Raw genomic sequence first — 16,743 nt, 5'->3', positions numbered from 1 at the left:
AAGGAGGAATTACCATGAGTGCATTATTGGAAGTCAAGGGACTGAAAACCTCATTCTACACCTACGCCGGGGAAGTCAAGGCTGTGGATGATGTCAGTTTTACGGTGGATTCCGGAGAAGCGGTGGCGATTGTCGGCGAATCCGGTTGCGGCAAGAGCGTCACTTCGCTCTCGATCATGCGCCTGATCGCCCATCCCGGCAAAATCACCGGCGGTTCCATCTATTTTAACGGCAAGGACCTGGTACCCCTGGACAATCACGAGATGCGCCGGATCCGCGGCAACGAGATCGGGATGATCTTTCAGGATCCGATGACCTCGCTCAATCCGGTGCTCACCGTCAAGCAACAACTCACCGAAGGCCTGGCGCTTCATAAAGGACTCCAAGGCGAAGCCGCCATCGCGAAAGCCATCGACCTGATGAAGCTGGTCGGGATCCCCTCGCCGGAAAACCGGCTCAACCAGTATCCCCACCAATTCTCCGGCGGCATGCGGCAGCGGGTGATGATCGCCATGGCGCTGGCCTGCGAACCGAAACTGCTCATCGCCGACGAGCCCACCACGGCGCTGGATGTGACGATCCAAGCCCAGATCCTGGAGATCATGAAGGATCTGAAACAAAAGGTCAATACCGCGATTATTCTGATCACCCACGACCTCGGGGTCGTCGCCGGACTCTGCCAGAAGGTGATCGTCATGTATGCCGGCAAGATCGCCGAAACCGGGACACTGCGGGATATCTTCTACAATCCGCAGCATCCTTACACCTGGGGGCTGCTCAAATCAGTGCCCCGGCTGGACGAGGAGACGAAAACCAAACTGGTTCCGATCTGGGGCCAGCCGCCCGATCTCTTGGCTCCGCCGGTCGGTTGCCGTTTCCGGGCCCGCTGCGACTATGCCATGAAGATCTGCGAACAGGAACAGCCGCCCCAGTTTGAGGTGGGCGACGGCCATCAGGCAGCCTGTTGGTTACTGCATCAGGATGCCCCCAAGGTAAAACGTCCGACCGACAAAGGGGGAATTGTGGCATGAGTGGCAGTCCATTGCTGGAAGTCCGCAACTTGAAGAAGTTCTTTAAAATCGGCCACCGCACCTTAAAAGCGGTCGACGATGTCAGTTTCACCATCCCCAAGGGGGAGACCCTGGGATTGGTCGGCGAGTCTGGGTGCGGCAAAACCACCATCGGCCGGACCATCATCCGGCTCTACGAACCGACCGGCGGCAAGGTCATCTTCAACGGCACCGACATTGATGCGCTGCCGCCAGCCAAGATGTTGCCGGTCCGCCGCAAGATGCAGATGATCTTTCAGGATCCCTATTCTTCCTTGAATCCGCGGATGACCGTCTCCGAGATCATCAGCGAACCGATGGAAGTCCACAATATCGCCAAAGGCAGCGAAGCCCAGGAACGGGTGAATGAGCTCCTCTCCCTGGTGGGATTGAACCGGGAGCACGCCAACCGTTTCCCGCACGAATTCTCCGGCGGCCAGCGGCAGCGGATCGGGATCGCCCGCGCGCTCGCGGTGGAGCCCGAGTTCGTCATCTGCGACGAACCCATCTCTGCCCTGGACGTCTCGATTCAGGCTCAAGTCATCAATCTCTTGGAAGAGCTGCAGGAACGGATGGGATTGACCTATCTGTTCATCGCCCATGACATCTCCATGGTCAAGCATACCAGCAACCGGATCGCCGTCATGTACCTCGGCAAACTGGTGGAGTTGGCCCCGGCCGCGGAGCTCTATAAGAATCCCCTCCATCCCTACTCACAAGCGTTGCTCTCGGCGGTGCCCGTCGCCGACCCGGACGTGGAGGCCAGCCGGCAGCGGATCGTGCTCGAAGGCGACGTTCCCAGCCCGGTGGATCCCCCGCCCGGCTGCCGCTTCAAAAACCGCTGCAAGATCGCGCGGCCGGAGTGCGGCGAACGCGATCCACAACTGGTGGACTGCGGCGGCGGACATTTCGTCAGCTGCTTTGCGGTCCATAGTTAAGCTGTTCGCCAAAGAGCCGCCGGAATTTTCTCCGGCGGCTCTTTGGATCATCATGAACTCCCTTTTTCTCCGCGTGACTCGCAAAAAAACTTCGGGGGGCTTTTCCTGACCGTTGCGGTCATTCCATCATTACTGAAACTGAATCGGCGCCGGCAGCGTAATCTGCTTCATGCACTCCAAGGCATAAAGATCCGTCATCCCCGCCACGTAATCGGTGACCATCAACTCCGGCGGCGCTCCGGTCCGCTGGTAAAACTGGTCCATCTCTTCCAAATGCTTGCCGAAGGCCCGCTCCAATTTGGAGCCTTCGGAGTATTTCGGGTAATCCCGACCGTATTTCCGGTACGATTCCATCAAATAATCGAAGAGCGCGGCGATGATCCGCTGGCCGAATACTTTATAGGCCTCGATTTTGGGATGATTGTAAATATATTTGCGGTTGAACTCGATCAGCCGTTCCACCACTTCGAATTTTTCATCGGAAAAACAGATCGCTCCCTGGCGGCGCGAGCTTTCGATGACATCGATCACCAGGCTGTTGATGATCTCCCCGTTGGTGGTGCCCAATTCTTTCAGGATCTGCTCCGGGATATCCGCGGTCCGGATGAAGCCGGCGATTTTGGCGTCCTCGATGTCCCGGCCCAGGTAGGCGATTTTGTCGGCGAAGCGGACGATGCATCCCTCATAGGAACTGGGCAGCGAATTGCGGTCGCGCATCGCTTCCAGCCGGTTCTCGTGGGGCACCGGCCGCAGATACTGTTCGAATTGCTCGCCATTATGGTTGATGATCCCGTCCTTCACCCCGTAGGTCAGATTCAAGCCCCGGCCGCCGTTGGCCAGGTGCTCCACCACCCGGTAGCCGTTGACCTCGTGAATGAAAGAAGCGATCCCCTGCAGTTTCTGATTGAGGATCTCCTCGCCGGAGTGGCCGAACGGCGCGTGGCCCAAGTCATGGCCGAGTCCCGTGGCGTAGGCCAGCTCGGCATCGAGGTTCCAGCCGCTGGAATTCAGGCCCTTGCAGATGGTGGCGGCGATGGTGGCGACATGCATCACGTGCTCGATCCGGGTACAGACATGATCATTCTCCGGCGCGAAGAAAACCTGGGTCTTGTGCTTGAGCCGCCGGAAAGGCATGGAATGAATGATCGCCGTCTGGTCGCGGAAATAATCGCCCCGCACATCCGGCTGGCGCAGGTGAGTACGTTTCAGGTAGACTTCTCTGGGAAGCGGGTTTTCCATCAATACCTCCCGTTCTTCTCGGACGCGGCTTCGGTCCGCCCATCCTACCATACTTCCCCACGCTCATCATTTTTCCTGCCGGATGTCCCGACTCTTTGCGCCGCTTCCCCCAAAAAGCCGGCGATCCGCTGAAGCCGTTCCGCCATCCGCTCCCGGCAACCCGTCCCGGACCCGGGAAAGCATTCCCGGGCCGTGGCAGAATTCGTCCCCGGCTTGGGAAAGTTGCTCCCGGACTCCGCCATGCTGATCCCACGCCCGGAAAAGCCCGCCTGGGTCTTGGGTGTATCGGTCCCGGACCCGGGAAAGCATTCCCGGGCCGCGGCAGAGTTCATCCCCGGCTTGGGAAAGCCGGCCGGACGTTCCGGAATAATTCCCGGACATCCGGGTGCGTCGCTCCGACCGCCGGGGCGGCGCGCCGCGGCTCACCCGAAGGAGTGGTGCGCCGGAAATAAAAAAAGCCGTGACTTGGGTCCTCACGGCTTCATGATTGGCTAACGGTTATACGGATTTGGGACAGAGCGTGGCGCCGGATGGCATCATCCGCAACGGTATTTTGCCGTTGGCGGCCGGCGAAACGCCCGCGTAATACTCGATGATCTCACGGCGGCGGATGATCCCGATAAAGATGTCGTGATCATCGACGACCGGCACAAAATTCTGCACCATGGCCAGGGAAAGCAGATCTTCAATCTCGGCGTTGATCCGGACCGGGGCATTCTGGGTGCGGCGCGGCACCTCCCGCAGCATAATTTTTTCCGTTCCCTCAAACGTCAGCCCGGGGCTGTTCTTCATCTTCCAGAGCAAATCGCCCTCGGTCAACGTTCCCGCATACTTCCCATTCTCGTCAATCAGGGGAATGGCGGTATACCGATGATATTCCATCTTCTCCAACGCCTGGCGCATCGTGCATTTAATCGGTAAGTAGACCACTTCGTTCTTGGGAATTAAGAAAAAAGCAATATTCATCAAGCTCCTCCTTTCAGAACGGGGTCCGATACATCATTCTTAAACGTCCGAACAGTCCAAAAGTTGCAGCCGCCCATCAAAATTGCAAAAAATCTGTTTCCAATGGACAGGCTGCGAAACGGCGCTCTGATAATATATGCAAAAAACCAGGCATTTTGAGCCAAAGAAAAGAGGGTGTCGTCGACACCCTCTGGAGAAAAGGCTTACTTTTCTTCTTCGTCGGCGTTGGGCACCTTTTCGCGGAATAAGAAGCTGATGCTGTAAAGGCCGGCGATTCCCACCAACGAATAGATGATCCGGCTCCACAACGAAGCCTGGCCGCCAAAGACCGCCGCGACCAGATCATACTTGAACAACCCCACCAAAAGCCAGTTTAAGGCGCCGATGATCACCAGGACCAATGCGAATCTATCCAAAAAAACCACTCCATTCTGTAAGCTTGATGAAGCTTATTTTCCCGAATTTTCAATGGTTTAGGATAGGAAAGTTTAGCCAGCAAGGTTCCGGGAACATCCCTTTCCTCCGCTCGACCCAATTCCCCCAGAAAACCGCACTTTCCCGGATTGAACCGGCGTCAAACATAGCAGGATACCGGCATGCGGACTTGAAAAAGGTATTTTCATATCCTTGCCGAATACAATTCCATGATCCAACTTTACCGCAGAGGAAATGGAGGAGGATGGCTTTCAGCCGCGGTCGTGCATTCCAGCCCATCCAGCTGAAAGTTCCTGAACCGCCCCTTTACAATGATGAATCAAAAAACGCGCCAAATTCTGGGGGTTCTTTTTATCATCGCCCTGCTCTTTCTGAGCGCCCATTTTTTCCTCCATTCCGGAGATGAAGAGAATGGCCATTGTTTGGCATGCCAAATCTTGCAAAATGGCGCCATCGCGGTTCTCTCCTTTCAAATCACTGTTTTGCCGCTGATTGCCCCATTGAGCCTCACCCGCCGGCCTTGGCTCTTCCGCCGGAAACCGCGGTACTCCTTCCCGCGCCGGGCCCCGCCCCGGATTTCTGCGTTGCCCACCCTTGCGTCATAAATCCCGATCCATTTTGCGAAAGCGATTTTGCGGTCGCCAGGCACCTTCGAGTGCCGCCGCAGCTTTTGCAATCCGGTGTCGGGACGTTTGATGTCCGCGGCCACGGTTTTCCGCTGGCAAAATTCATAAAAAATGAATGTCCATTGTGGACATTTTAAAATGATAAGGTGGGATTCGGATGAAAGCTCCGTTCAAACTCGGGCTGTCCATCTTCTTATTTGCGTTCACCTTTACTGTGGTGGTGCTCGGCGGCGTGACCATTCCGCCGTCCATCCTGAACAAATTGCCGCAGCTTTCCACCGTCTTCATCAGCATCATTATCCAGGCTTTGCCTTTCGTATTGATTGCCGTCTTCGCTTCGGCGCTGATGCAAAAGCTGATCACCGTGGAGATGATCGAGCAGAAGCTGGCCAAGACCGGCCGGCTGCCCGGGATCCTGATGGCGATCGGCGCCGGCTTCCTCTTCCCGGTCTGCGATTGCGGGGTGATTCCGGTGGCCAGGCGGCTGTTGCTCAAGAAGGTTCCTCCCTATATGGCGATCGCCTTTATGGTCACCGCGCCGCTGGTCAATCCGATTACCGTCTGGGCGACCGCGACCGCCTTCGGTTATAGCTTGTCGGTGACACTGATCCGGCTGGGCATGGCCATCGGCATCGGAATCATCGTCGCCTGGCTGGTCAGCGAGTTTCTGCCGAATCTCTCCGATATCCTAAACCAGCCAACGTTGGCGGCCATGGAGAGCGCCGCCGCAGCAGCCGAACCGGAAGCACACTCGTGCTCCTGTGGTTGCGGCCATTCCCACGAGCACCACGGACCGCGCCGCCAAAGCGTCATCGGCGCCGTCTTTGAACATGCCAACGAGGAATTTCTGGAAGTCGGCAAGTTCTTGATCATCGGCGCGTTTTTGGCTGCCACCATCCAGGTGGCCCTCCCCAAAACGGCCTTGCTGGCCCTGACCCAAAATCCGGCCTTATCGATTTTGACCATGATGCTGCTGGCGCTAAGCCTCTCACTCTGCGCCGAGGCCGACGCCTTTGTGGCCCGCTCGTTTACCTATCATTTTCCGTTGGGCAGCGTGATGGCTTTCATGGTCTTCGGCCAGATGCTGGATATCAAGAACACCTTGCTGCTGGTGAAGAGTTTTCGGCCCAAAGCGCTCGTTTTCATCTTCGGCTGCTGCGCCGTTCTGGTCTTCCTGCTCTGCCTGCTGCTGAATCTGAGTGGCGCCGGTCGTTTCTTCCAAGGGAGGTTTTAAGGAATGAATCGTTATAAAACCTATTTTACCACGATCGTATTGAGCGGTTACTTTATCTTCCTGTTCTTTCTGTTACGGACTGGGACCATTCGGAAATTCATCAATCCCCGGCTCTCGTTCCTGACGGTCATCACCTTAGTAATCCTCGGCGCCATGATCCTGTATAATCTGGCCCGGATCGCCGCCGAACGGAACAGCCGACATCCGGCGGGCGGCTCCGGCCATGAGGCGCATTGCGGACACCACCACCGGGAAGGGGTCGCGCCCAGCAGTTATCTGCTGTTTGTACCGGTCTTAATGTCGCTGCTGATCGCGCCCCAGTCCTTATCCTACTCAGGCAATTCCGCTCCCCCCCTCCCAGCGTCCCAGCCGCCGGCGGGCGATTCCGGCTGGAAGCTGTCGTCTTCGGGAACCGCCCAGCTTTCAAACGGGGCGGCGTCCTATTCGCTCTCGGATCAACCCGCCGCCGGAGCCGCTGCCACGCCGGCCGTCGCCGCCGGGGCCGCGACCGAATATACGCAGCTGGAGATCGGCGATATTATCTTCGACACCTTGAAAGCGCCGCGCCAGAAGTTGCTCCGTTCCAGGATCCGGCTGATCGGCAAAGTCTTGCGCTCACCTTTGCTAAAACCGGATGAGATTGTGTTGTACCGGATGATCATTACTTGTTGCGCAGCCGACGGCCTGGCCGCCGGAGTCCGGGTCAAGCTGCCCGGACCGGCGTCGTTTCAGGCCGAGGAATGGGTGGGCGTGGAAGGCACCCTGCAACTGCTGCCCTTCGACCCCAAGCTACAATCGATCGACCCCATCATCAGCATGGTGACTCCCGAAAAAATCTATCCCTATTTTACGGCCACGACCGTTTATAAAGTGGACCCGCCGCGGGATGAGTACTTGTACCCCTAAACCCGAATCCATTTGTTATAAAGTAAAAAACGCCCGCTGGCGTTTTTTTACTTTTTCACTTCCCGCTGTTGATAGGCGATGAACTCCTCGACTGTTAAAAAGGTTTCCCGGTAGCCCAGCCGCTTGCAGAGCTGGGTCACGTGCGGCGGTTCCAGCTTGGCCCGGTAGAGCAGATCCGTCGCTCCGAAAACGGTCCGGGCGTCGCCGTCCAGAATCACTTTGCCGTCTTGGAAGACGATCACCCGCTCGAACGTCTCGGCCACGAAATCCATGTCGTGAATGATCGTAATGATCAGCCGGCCCTGAGCGCGCAGGTCGCGGATGATCCGCCGGATCCTTTCCTTGCCGGCATAATCCTGGGCAATGGTCGGCTCGTCCAGGATGATGATCCCATTTTGCATGGCCACGACCGCCGCAATGCTCACCAGCTTGCGCTCGGATAAGCTCAGATCATAGGGGTGAGCGGTCAGGTTGCCGCTCAGCCCCACCATCTCCAGGGCCTGCAGCGAATTCCGCCGGGCGTCGGCCGCGGACTGGCCGATATTCAAGGGACCGAACATCACTTCATCGATGACCGTGTTCTTAAAGATTTGATCGTTGGGATTCTGAAAAACCAGACCGATCTGCCGGGCCAATTGGGCCACCGTAGTCTCGCGGGTATCGCTGCCGTTGATGACGACCGAGCCCGCTCCCGGTTTGAGCAGCCCTTTCAGCAGTTTGACAAAGGTGGTCTTGCCGGCGCCGTTTTGGCCGATGATGGCAGTGGGAGTGGTATCGAAGCTGAGCGTGATTCCTCGCAGGACCGCCTCGGCGCCGTACGAAAAATGAAGACCGGTCACTTCGATCTTATTCATGGCCCTTCACCACCGTCGCGTAAGCTTCTTCCAGCGTCACCGGGTATAGGCCCGTACGCGGGTCGGTGATATGCAGCCCCTTGCAGATCCGGGTGAAGGCGGGCGCGTTGACTCCGTAGCTTTCCAGGTCCGGCCGGGAAAAGACCTTGGCGGGGGTATCCGCGGCCACCAGTTCCCCCTGGTGCAGCAGGAAGATCCGGTTCGCGTATTTGGCGATCTTCTCCATCTTATGTTCGGCCATGATAATCGTCAAACCCTCTTGACACAAGCTCTGCACCGCCTGGAAAACCTCTTCCGAGCCTTGCGGATCCAACTGCGAAGTGGGCTCATCCAGGACGATGATCTCCGGCCGCATGGCAATGATGCTGGCGAGCGCCAAGCGCTGCATCTGCCCGCCGGAGAGGTCAAAAGGGTTGCGTTCCCGGCACGCTTCGATATCCAACAGCTGCAGGGCCCAATCGATCCGGGCCTTCATCTCGGCGCGTTCCAGACCCAGATTTTCCAGGCCGAAAGCGATCTCCTCGTACACGGTCATTCGGGAACCGGTCATCTGGGTAAAGGGGTTTTGAAAGACGATGCCGATCCGCATCGCCATCTCGCTCAGCTCCGTTTTGGCGGCATCCAGGCCGGCCACCATTACCCGGCCGCCGTAGGCGCCGTGATAAAATTGGGGCACCAGACCGACCAAAGCCTGACAGAGCGTTGATTTCCCGGCGGAATTGGGACCGATGACCCCGATAAACTCCCCGCTATCAATGGTAAAAGAGATTCCCTGCAGCGCCAGTTCCTCGGTCAAGGGATACCGGTATTTCAGATTCTCCACTACGATCTTGGCCATCAACCTATCAACCTCCAGATCAGCGCCAACAGCACCATGCCGGCCAGGCTCCATTGAATGACCGTTCCGCAGGGGGTTTGGGGAGCCTCGGTCAAAAAGGTTTTGGGGACCCGGGAATTAAACCCCCGCACCTCCAGCGCCATCGCCCGTTCTTTGGTATTGATCAGGGAATTCATGACCACCGGTCCGATCAAAGGGATGAATGCCTTCAGGCGGGTACTGAGTCTCCCCTCGGTTTCCATGCCCCGCGAACGCTGGGCATCCATCACCGTCTCCATGGCCCCGGCCATCTGCGGAATGATCTGCAGGACCGAACTCAGGACATAGCCGATCTTGGGCGACAGCCCCTTCCGGACCAGGCTTTCAATGAGATCCGAAGGCTTGGTGGTCAGCACCAGAATGGCGAAAGCCGCCAGAATATTGACGACCCGCAGGCAAAGCCCGAACGCCAGCGTCAGCCCTTCCCTGTAAAAGATGAGCGGACCGACGCGAAAGAGCGGGATGCGATTTTCCGCCATGAACAAACCCTGGATAACGATGATGGAGAGCAGCACGACCAGACTGAAGCCGATCAACGGCAGCACCTTCCGGAAAACCCGGCCGCCGCGCAACAACCCGGCGCTGACCGCCAGGCAGACCAGCGCCACCTCCAGCGAAGGAAGGAGCAACGGAACGGCGATGGCCGCGCCGATGTAAAACAGTTTGCTGATGGGGTCGAGCCGGTGGATGAACGTATCCTTGGGCTGGTAGAGACTTTTAAATTCCAAAACGACCACCGTCCATAAGGAAATCTAACGAATGATTGCGCACTGCTCCCAAACCGGAATAAAAGAGAAGACTGCCGCGGCAGTCTCGCTCATCTCCAGTTTGCTCTTCTCTTACAGGGTCTCGGTTCGATTGTCGTTGCTGTAAAGGACCGTCAGTTTTTTGGGGAGCCCTTTGAAGATTCCGAAACTGATGATCACCGTGGCGATCTTGTCCGGAATGTCCACCACCAGTTCATCGAGGAACGAAGCCAGCCACACCGGATTCTTATGGGCGATCAGCACCGCATAGAGCGCATCGCCCCAGACATTGCCGGTCTGGCCCTTCCAGAAAGCGATATTGATCGGCGTGGACACCACGGCCGCCACGGCGGCGATCAACGCGCCCACCCAGAAGGCCTTCCAGAAGCTGGCGACCCAGCCCCGGTAGGCCATGATCCCGACCACGACGCCAATGGCCACGCTGGTGATGGCGTAGACAAATGAGACCGGGTCCATGGTCAGGCCGTAAATGATGTTATTGATGGCCCCGCATAAACCGCCGATGATCGGCCCCGCCAACATGCTCGCCAGAACTGTTCCGATGGCGTCCAGCCACAGCGGCAGTTTTAGCGCCGCCGCAAACGACTTGCCGATGTAGTTGATCCCCACCGCCGCCGGGATCAGCACCAGCGAAGCCGTTGAAAACTTGAACGACCACATTCCTTTTTTCGCCATCCTGATTCTCCCCCTCGCCAATTTTTCAGTTATCCTCCGGGTCTTCGCGACCGGCAACTGGAATCATTCCTGCAACAGTGAAAAGATGGTCTCCAGCGCCAGCCGGATCTCCCGTTCTTCGCCGAGCGCCGCGGCGTCCCGGCCGTCCACATATTGGTTAATGCCGTTTTCCAGACTGCCCTCGGCCTCGACCACCACATTCAGGAGCGACGCGGTTCTCAGCTTCCGCAACCCGCCAATCACCATCAGCGGCGCGCTTTCCATATCCGAGGCCAGGATGCCCCGCTCCGCCCAGTAGCGATCGATCGCCGCCTCCCGGTCGGTATAAAAACTGTCATGACTGCGGACCAAGCCGCACTGGAAAGGATAGCCCAAGCGCCTTGCGGTCTGAAGCAAGCCGGTCAGCAGCAGCGGATCGGGGAGCGCCGGATAATCCCGGGCGATGTAAGCGTCGGAAGTCCCCTCATTGCGCACCGCGCCGGACGGGATGATCAGATCGCCCACCCGCAGATCGTTTTGGAGAGCGCCGCAACTGCCGATCCGGATGAGCGTGGTCACGCCGATGCGCCGCAGCTCTTCCACGGCGATACCGAGCGAGGCCCCGCCGATCCCGGTGGAAGTCGCCATGACTTTCACTCCGCGATAGGACCCGGTAATCGTGGTAAACTCGCGATTCGACGCGATTTCCCGGACCCCTTCGAGGAATTGGCCGATTCGTCCGACCCCGCCCCGGATCGCCGGGCAACAAGGCATAGGGCGCGGCATCCCTTGCGCTGCAGCGGATATGCGGTTGCAAGCTCTCACTCATTGTACTTGTACCCTCTTGATTACGGTTGGATGTCCTATGTTATAGGAGAAGTTCGCCGGTTGCGGTGATTCTCCTCTCGGCGCGCCAAATATTTGTCCCGTTTCCCCCTCGCCCCATGTCCCAAAAAGCGGTACAAGGAAAATTTTGTTGCATTTTTGGAAATCCCTTACTACAATGAGATTATGATTTCCGCAACCGCTGCCGGTTGCAAAAAAAAACGCCCTTTCCGCCGGAAAGGCGGGGCGCAGCCTTGCAACGGATGAATCCTCCAAAGGAGCTTGCCATGGAACGAAACTGGTGGAAAGAAGCAGTCGTTTATCAAGTCTATCCCCGCAGCTTTCTGGATGCCAACGGGGACGGAATCGGCGATCTGCGGGGCATTATCCGGAAACTGGATTATATCAAGGAACTGGGAGTCGATGTTATCTGGCTGAACCCGGTCTATCAATCGCCGAACGACGACAACGGCTACGATATTTCCAATTACTATCAGATCATGGACGACTTCGGCACCATGGCCGATTTCGACGAATTGCTGGCGGAGGCCCATCGCCGCGGCCTCAGGCTGGTGATGGATCTGGTGGTCAACCATACTTCGGACGAACATCCCTGGTTCCGCGAGTCCCGTTCTTCCCGGGACAATCCCAAGCGGGATTACTATATCTGGCGGCCGGCCCGGAACGGCCGGGAACCGAACAACTGGCGCTCTTTTTTCACCCAGTCGGCCTGGGAATGGGATGAAACGACCGGCGAGTATTACCTGCACCTCTTTTCCAAGAAACAACCCGACTTGAACTGGGAAAATCCCGAGGTCCGGAGGGAGATCTACCGGATGATGCGCTGGTGGCTGGACAAGGGAATCGACGGCTTCCGGATGGATGTCATCAATTTTCTGGCCAAACCGGCCGGATTGCCCGACGCGCCGCCCGCGGATCAACCGTCTGTCTTCGGCGGGCCGCTTTACGCCAACCAGCCGGGAATCCACCCGTATTTGCAGGAGATGCATCGGGAGGTTCTGAGCCGCTACGATATCATGACGGTCGGGGAGACCGGCTTTGTCGCGCCGGAACACGGCGTCCTCTATACCGGAGCCGACCGCCGCGAATTGAATATGGTCTTCCATTTTGAGATCGTGGATACCCCCGCCCAACTGGATCTGCCGCTTCTCAAAGCGATCTGGGGCAAATGGTATCATGGCCTGAAGGAGGGCAAGGGCTGGAACAGCATCTACTTGAACAATCACGATCAGCCGCGCCAGGTCTCCCGCTTCGGCAATGACCGGCAGTACCGGGTCGAATCCGCCAAACTGCTGGCGACCTTGACGCTGACGCTGCCCGGCACCCCCTACATCTATCAAGGGGAAGAACTGGGCATGACCAATGTCTGTTTCGAGACCATCGACGATTACCGGGATATCGAGATGCTGAACCGGTACGCCGAGCAGGTGGCCGCGGGCCGGGATCCCCAAACCGTTTTGGCCGGGTTGCGGCCCAAATGCCGCGATAACAGCCGAACGCCGCTGCAGTGGGATGACAGCCCCCAGGCCGGCTTTACTTCGGGCGAGCCCTGGATCAAGGTGAACCCCAACTATCCGGCCATCAATGCGGCCGCCGCCGAGGCCGATCCCGGCTCGGTGCTGCATTATTACCGCAAGCTGCTCCGGTTGCGCAAGCAAACCCCGGCGCTGGTCTATGGCGACTACCGCTGCCTTGACGAGGCGGATCCCTTCATCTATTCGTACCTGCGGACCCTGGACGGGGAACGGTTTTGGGTGCTGCTGAACTTCTCCGACCAGCCGCAAACGGTCGCGCTCCCGGATGAACTGCGTCATTCCCGGCGGGAACTGTTGCTGGCCAATTATCCGGAGGCGGAAAACTGCGGCGCGGTCCTGCCGCTGCGGCCGTGGGAAGCGCGGCTCTACCGGATGGCGATGGAATCCGGATCCGCAGAACGAGCCTGAAGGAAAGACCTTCTTCCGAATCAACCCGCCCCGGGGCGGGTTTTTGCAGCGGATGTTCCGGCGATTCCGGCCAGCAATGTTTGGGCAAAGGCGTACCGCAACGCTTGAATCGTATGGTCGCAGGGTCCGGGTTCCGGAATGCCCGCCCCGCTTTCGCTCCCCCACTCCCGTCCCAGGCCGTCCAGCAGCGCCGCCGCAGCCGCCGATGTTTCGGTTTCGTGCAACATTCCCCAGGCGTACTGGTCCATGAGATGAATGTATAGGGAAGCCGCGGCGACCCAGTCCCCGCGACGGTCCAAATGTTTCAAGGCCTGGGAGAAACCGGCCTTGGACAGTCCGGAACCGGTCCCGGTTTTAGACCGCGCTGTTTTTTGATATTGGCGCCAGAGCCACTCTTCATCCATTCCATACCGTTTGAACCGTTGCAAGACGCTGTGCTGGCTCTCGGGCGTCAGGTCGCTCTCCCGGGCCAGGGCTTCTTTCACCGCGCCGAGCACCGCCCGGCCGATGAGCTCCCCCAGCTTGGAATGTTTGCCCGGATCGGTCAAGCGGAGGGGCGCCTCCGGATGGCTGACCAGGATCGCACCGTCGGTTCCAGAACCGGTGGCCAGCCCGGTCGAGTAGTTGCTGCCCGCCAGCAGTTCCTGCAGCGCCGCGACCTTGGCCTCGGTGGCGGTGATCAGCGCTCCGGCCATGGCGGCCGGCGGCAGGGCGGCGTCGATCTCCAGCAGGATATTGATGGTCCCGGGCTTCACCGGGAATAGCCGCTGTTCCTCGTAAGCGGCCGGATCGCCGGCCCGGCCGCCGTTGACCGCCACGCCCGCGGTCACGATCGCCGCCACGCTGAGCCGGCCGTGAGTCTCCACCGCCATCGCCGCATTGCGCATGGAGGCGGCGGTGCTGAGGCCGGTGGCCCGGGCGGGATCCAATCCCAGCTCGGCCGCGATCAGGCGCAGGTGTTCCTGATAAGTGGCGGCGCGCAGCCGGCAATAACCGTCCGCCGGTTTCTCGTCATAATTGAAGGCGACCCGCAGATCCTCCCGGTAGCCGCCGTTCCACGGCGAACTGCTCAGGACGTTGCGTTGGCCCTGAAACAGCAGAAACAATGCTTTATTCTCTTCTTTGAGAAGATCCCCGGCCGGGGTCTTTTCCAGCAACAATCGTCATTCGCCCATTTCATCGCGGAATTTATTCAAACGCTCCACCAGCTCAAGCAGATCCCCGCAGTGGCTGATCGCCGCCGCCGGAGCGCCGTACAGTCCTTCGCTTTCCGGGGCGGGCCGCAGTGAAAAAACCTTTTTGCCGCTGTGCAGGCTATCCCGAATCAGGTCGAGATTGGGCCGGTTGGCCGAGCCGACCGGAAAACCCGCGTCCAGGACCGCCTTAGCTGAGGCAAGCTCGGTCCGGGCTGCGGCCAGCGCCGCCGCGCCGATCGGCTCAAACGGTTCCTCGGCGATCAAGCGAATCCCCATGGAGCGGCCCGCTTGATAATCGAGGTCGTTGCGGTGAAGCACGCCGCTGCCGAGGCCGTAGCCGTACTTGGTCAACAGCCGGTACAGCGCGGTACCGCTCCCCCCGCCGCCGACCACAAACAGTTCCGGCGGACGGTCGTTGGCCATCTCCCAGGTGCCGAGCAGCTCATTATAGTCCGTTCCGGCCAATCCGTAAAGCCGGCGAAGGTTGGCCGCGGTGAGGACCAGCTCGGCCAGGCCCTCGGCCATGATTCGGCCGTCCCGGATCAGCAGGACCCATTGGCAATATTTGAGGGCCAGCTCCACATCGTGCAAGGAGAGCAGCACGGTCAATCCCCGCTCGCGGGTCAGGCGGGCCAGTAAACTCATGAACTCCATCCGGTTGCGCGGGTCGAGAAATCCGGTCGGTTCATCCAGCAGGATCAGTTGCGGTTCCTGGACCAGCGCCCGCGCCAGCAGAACCTTTTGCTTCTCCCCGTCGCTCAACTGGCCGAAAGGCCGGTCGGTGAGGCTCTCAACGCTGACCCAAGCCATGGTCCGCCGGATCTGTTGCCGGTCGGCGGGGCCCAAACGCTGAAAAAGGTCGGTATGCGGATAGCGGCCGCTGGCGACGACATCGTACGCGGTCAGCAGCCCCGGCTCGATGCGGTCGGTCAGAACCACCGCCACTTGGCGGGCCATCTCTAGCCGGGAGTAACTAGCGAAATCCCTGCCGTTGACCAGGACCGTCCCGGCCAGCGGCCGCAGCAATCCGGCGAGCGTGGCCAGCAGCGTCGTCTTGCCGGTTCCGTTCGGGCCCAATAACGCTACCATCTGGCCGCGCCGGGCGGCGATGTTTACGGCGGCGGCGATGACTTTCTTGCCATAACCCGCGCTTAACCCGCGGGTCTCCAAAACGCTCATGCCACCCTGCTCCTTTTCAGCAACAATCCGATGACCAGCGGCGCGCCGAAGAAGGAAGTGACCGCGCTGATCGGCAGTTCCACCGGGGCAAACAGCAAGCGCGCCAAGAGGTCGCAGCTGCCCGCGACCGCCCCGCCCAGCAAAAAACAGGCCGGAATCAACATCCGGTTATCCGAAGTCCGCCAGATGATCCGCGCCAGATGCGGCACTGCCAGGCCGATAAAGGCGATCGGCCCGCTGAACGCGGTGACTGCTCCCCCCAAGAGGCTGGTGATCAAGATGATCGAGCATCGCAAGGCATTCATGGGAGCGCCGCCGCTCCGGGCGTACTTCTCTCCCAACAGCAAGGCATTCAACGGTTTGGCCAAAAAGCAGGCGGCTCCCGCCAGCGGCAGCACGAGTCCGGTCAAAAACAGCGCTTCGCCCATGGTGTAACCGGAGAAACTGCCCAACCCCCACAGGATGAAGTTGCGCAACTGTTCTCTTTGGGCCAGCACCACCAGACCGCTAGTGATGCCGCTGCATAAGTAGCCAACCATCAGTCCCGCCACCAGCAGGGTGACCACGCTCTTAACCCGGCGGGCCAGCCCCAGGACCAGGAGCATCACCGCCATGGCGCCGAGGAAGGCCGCGCCGACCAAAAGTTGCGGCGGCGCGGCCTGAATGCCGAAAGCCGTCCCGGCCAGGAGCACCACTCCCACCAGCAGGCTGGCGCCGGAGGAGACTCCCAGAATGAACGAATCCACGATCGGGTTTTGAAAAAGGACCTGCAGCAGCAGTCCGGTGACGGCCAAAGCCGCGCCGCCGCTCGCCGCCGCCAGCGCCCGCGGCAGGCGGATATCCCGGATGATCGCGGCAAAGGCCCCCGAATCCCTCGGCTCCCAAAGCGCCGACAGGCCCTCGGCCAAGGGGATCCGGACCGAACCCAGGCTGACATTGAGCAGAAAAGTCAGCGCCGCCAGCAAGCCCATGATGATTAAACAAAGGTATCCGTAATGATTTTGTCGCATCGTCCCACTCCCGAAAAGCCGCCG

16 protein-coding genes and 1 pseudogene are annotated in these 16,743 nt (G+C 59.2%); 5 read left to right on the top strand and 12 right to left on the bottom strand.

Features of this window, described 5'->3' with window-relative positions:
- The first annotated feature begins 14 nt into the window (after positions 1–14).
- Both EDC14_RS11695 and EDC14_RS11690 read left to right on the top strand, forming a co-directional pair.
- Positions 15–1,031, top strand: coding sequence for an ABC transporter ATP-binding protein (locus EDC14_RS11695; protein ID WP_132014482.1), 1,017 nt, complete (start codon positions 15–17; stop codon positions 1,029–1,031).
- A complete protein-coding gene (locus tag EDC14_RS11690) occupies positions 1,028–1,987 on the top strand; it encodes an ABC transporter ATP-binding protein (protein WP_132014481.1) in 960 nt (319 codons plus the stop codon). The genes EDC14_RS11695 and EDC14_RS11690 overlap by 4 nt, the downstream gene beginning before the upstream one ends.
- Before the next feature lie 129 nt (positions 1,988–2,116).
- Here the strand turns inward: EDC14_RS11690 and EDC14_RS11685 are convergent, their stop codons facing one another.
- The 4 genes from EDC14_RS11685 to EDC14_RS11670 all read right to left on the bottom strand — a co-directional run bounded on the left by EDC14_RS11685 (position 2,117) and on the right by EDC14_RS11670 (position 4,608).
- The gene (locus EDC14_RS11685) at positions 2,117–3,226 is read right to left on the bottom strand and encodes a deoxyguanosinetriphosphate triphosphohydrolase family protein (protein ID WP_132014480.1); all 1,110 of its coding nucleotides are present in this window, start codon (positions 3,224–3,226) and stop codon (positions 2,117–2,119) included.
- A gap of 66 nt (positions 3,227–3,292) precedes the next feature.
- Complete coding sequence (locus EDC14_RS11680) at positions 3,293–3,607, bottom strand: hypothetical protein (protein ID WP_132014479.1); 315 nt, start codon at positions 3,605–3,607, stop codon at positions 3,293–3,295.
- Positions 3,608–3,724: 117 nt separating this feature from the next.
- Positions 3,725–4,192, bottom strand: a complete 468-nt coding sequence (locus tag EDC14_RS11675) for a CBS domain-containing protein (protein ID WP_132014478.1) — start codon at positions 4,190–4,192, stop codon at positions 3,725–3,727.
- Positions 4,193–4,395: 203 nt separating this feature from the next.
- Positions 4,396–4,608: a DUF378 domain-containing protein gene (locus EDC14_RS11670; RefSeq protein WP_132014477.1), complete on the bottom strand. Its 213-nt coding sequence runs from the start codon at positions 4,606–4,608 to the stop codon at positions 4,396–4,398.
- A gap of 802 nt (positions 4,609–5,410) precedes the next feature.
- Here EDC14_RS11670 and EDC14_RS11660 point away from each other — a divergent pair.
- Positions 5,411–6,487, top strand: coding sequence for a permease (locus tag EDC14_RS11660; RefSeq protein ID WP_132014475.1), 1,077 nt, complete (start codon positions 5,411–5,413; stop codon positions 6,485–6,487).
- Positions 6,488–6,490: 3 nt separating this feature from the next.
- Positions 6,491–7,393 (top strand): TIGR03943 family putative permease subunit, encoded by a 903-nt coding sequence (locus tag EDC14_RS11655; RefSeq protein ID WP_132014474.1) that lies wholly within the window; start codon positions 6,491–6,493, stop codon positions 7,391–7,393.
- 47 nt (positions 7,394–7,440) lie between these two features.
- Here EDC14_RS11655 and EDC14_RS11650 read toward each other — a convergent pair whose 3' ends face one another.
- From EDC14_RS11650 to EDC14_RS11630, 5 genes and pseudogenes are all read right to left on the bottom strand, one after another.
- Positions 7,441–8,247 (bottom strand): energy-coupling factor ABC transporter ATP-binding protein, encoded by an 807-nt coding sequence (locus tag EDC14_RS11650; protein WP_132014473.1) that lies wholly within the window; start codon positions 8,245–8,247, stop codon positions 7,441–7,443.
- Entirely contained in the window at positions 8,240–9,085 is an 846-nt protein-coding gene (locus EDC14_RS11645; RefSeq protein ID WP_132014472.1) for an energy-coupling factor ABC transporter ATP-binding protein, read from the bottom strand. Before EDC14_RS11645 ends, EDC14_RS11650 begins: the two co-directional genes overlap by 8 nt.
- On the bottom strand, positions 9,085–9,852 hold the full coding sequence (locus EDC14_RS11640) for an energy-coupling factor transporter transmembrane component T family protein (RefSeq protein ID WP_132014471.1): 768 nt from the start codon (positions 9,850–9,852) through the stop codon (positions 9,085–9,087). Before EDC14_RS11640 ends, EDC14_RS11645 begins: the two co-directional genes overlap by 1 nt.
- 111 nt (positions 9,853–9,963) lie before the next feature.
- Positions 9,964–10,566, bottom strand: a complete 603-nt coding sequence (locus EDC14_RS11635) for an ECF transporter S component (protein ID WP_132014470.1) — start codon at positions 10,564–10,566, stop codon at positions 9,964–9,966.
- Between the two features lie 63 nt (positions 10,567–10,629).
- Positions 10,630–11,374, bottom strand: a pseudogene (locus tag EDC14_RS11630) (nucleoside phosphorylase).
- A gap of 283 nt (positions 11,375–11,657) precedes the next feature.
- Here EDC14_RS11630 and EDC14_RS11625 point away from each other — a divergent pair.
- A complete protein-coding gene (locus EDC14_RS11625) occupies positions 11,658–13,334 on the top strand; it encodes a glycoside hydrolase family 13 protein (RefSeq protein ID WP_132014469.1) in 1,677 nt (558 codons plus the stop codon).
- A 20-nt stretch (positions 13,335–13,354) separates the two neighbouring features.
- On the opposite strand, the gene EDC14_RS11620 is transcribed toward EDC14_RS11625, so the two are convergent.
- From EDC14_RS11620 to EDC14_RS11610, 3 genes are read right to left on the bottom strand one after another with little or no spacing between them, the layout of a single operon-like run.
- Positions 13,355–14,494, bottom strand: a complete 1,140-nt coding sequence (locus EDC14_RS11620; protein WP_132014468.1) for an adenosylcobinamide amidohydrolase — start codon at positions 14,492–14,494, stop codon at positions 13,355–13,357.
- 3 nt (positions 14,495–14,497) lie between these two features.
- On the bottom strand, positions 14,498–15,709 hold the full coding sequence (locus tag EDC14_RS11615) for an ABC transporter ATP-binding protein (protein ID WP_132014467.1): 1,212 nt from the start codon (positions 15,707–15,709) through the stop codon (positions 14,498–14,500).
- Positions 15,706–16,719 carry an iron ABC transporter permease gene (locus EDC14_RS11610; RefSeq protein ID WP_132014466.1) on the bottom strand — a complete coding sequence of 338 codons (1,014 nt, stop codon included), beginning with the start codon at positions 16,717–16,719 and terminating at the stop codon, positions 15,706–15,708. Before EDC14_RS11610 ends, EDC14_RS11615 begins: the two co-directional genes overlap by 4 nt.
- Between the last annotated feature and the right edge of the window lie 24 nt (positions 16,720–16,743).

This window comes from Hydrogenispora ethanolica (genome assembly GCF_004340685.1).
Lineage (GTDB): Bacteria > Bacillota > UBA4882 > UBA8346 > UBA8346 > Hydrogenispora > Hydrogenispora ethanolica.
Note: the sequence above shows the minus strand (reverse complement) of the source record. Positions and strands in the feature narration are given on the sequence as shown.

What these genes read in the sequence shown, in the direction of transcription:
- EDC14_RS11695 (WP_132014482.1), top strand. Translation starts at nt 15, where the DNA reads ATGAGTGCATTATTGGAAGTCAAGGGACTGAAAACCTCATTCTACACC.
- EDC14_RS11690 (WP_132014481.1), top strand. Translation starts at nt 1,028, where the DNA reads ATGAGTGGCAGTCCATTGCTGGAAGTCCGCAACTTGAAGAAGTTCTTT.
- EDC14_RS11685 (WP_132014480.1), bottom strand. Translation starts at nt 3,226, where the DNA reads ATGGAAAACCCGCTTCCCAGAGAAGTCTACCTGAAACGTACTCACCTG.
- EDC14_RS11680 (WP_132014479.1), bottom strand. Translation starts at nt 3,607, where the DNA reads ATGTCCGGGAATTATTCCGGAACGTCCGGCCGGCTTTCCCAAGCCGGG.
- EDC14_RS11675 (WP_132014478.1), bottom strand. Translation starts at nt 4,192, where the DNA reads ATGAATATTGCTTTTTTCTTAATTCCCAAGAACGAAGTGGTCTACTTA.
- EDC14_RS11660 (WP_132014475.1), top strand. Translation starts at nt 5,411, where the DNA reads ATGAAAGCTCCGTTCAAACTCGGGCTGTCCATCTTCTTATTTGCGTTC.
- EDC14_RS11655 (WP_132014474.1), top strand. Translation starts at nt 6,491, where the DNA reads ATGAATCGTTATAAAACCTATTTTACCACGATCGTATTGAGCGGTTAC.
- EDC14_RS11650 (WP_132014473.1), bottom strand. Translation starts at nt 8,247, where the DNA reads ATGAATAAGATCGAAGTGACCGGTCTTCATTTTTCGTACGGCGCCGAG.
- EDC14_RS11645 (WP_132014472.1), bottom strand. Translation starts at nt 9,085, where the DNA reads ATGGCCAAGATCGTAGTGGAGAATCTGAAATACCGGTATCCCTTGACC.
- EDC14_RS11635 (WP_132014470.1), bottom strand. Translation starts at nt 10,566, where the DNA reads ATGGCGAAAAAAGGAATGTGGTCGTTCAAGTTTTCAACGGCTTCGCTG.
- EDC14_RS11625 (WP_132014469.1), top strand. Translation starts at nt 11,658, where the DNA reads ATGGAACGAAACTGGTGGAAAGAAGCAGTCGTTTATCAAGTCTATCCC.
- EDC14_RS11615 (WP_132014467.1), bottom strand. Translation starts at nt 15,709, where the DNA reads ATGAGCGTTTTGGAGACCCGCGGGTTAAGCGCGGGTTATGGCAAGAAA.
- EDC14_RS11610 (WP_132014466.1), bottom strand. Translation starts at nt 16,719, where the DNA reads ATGCGACAAAATCATTACGGATACCTTTGTTTAATCATCATGGGCTTG.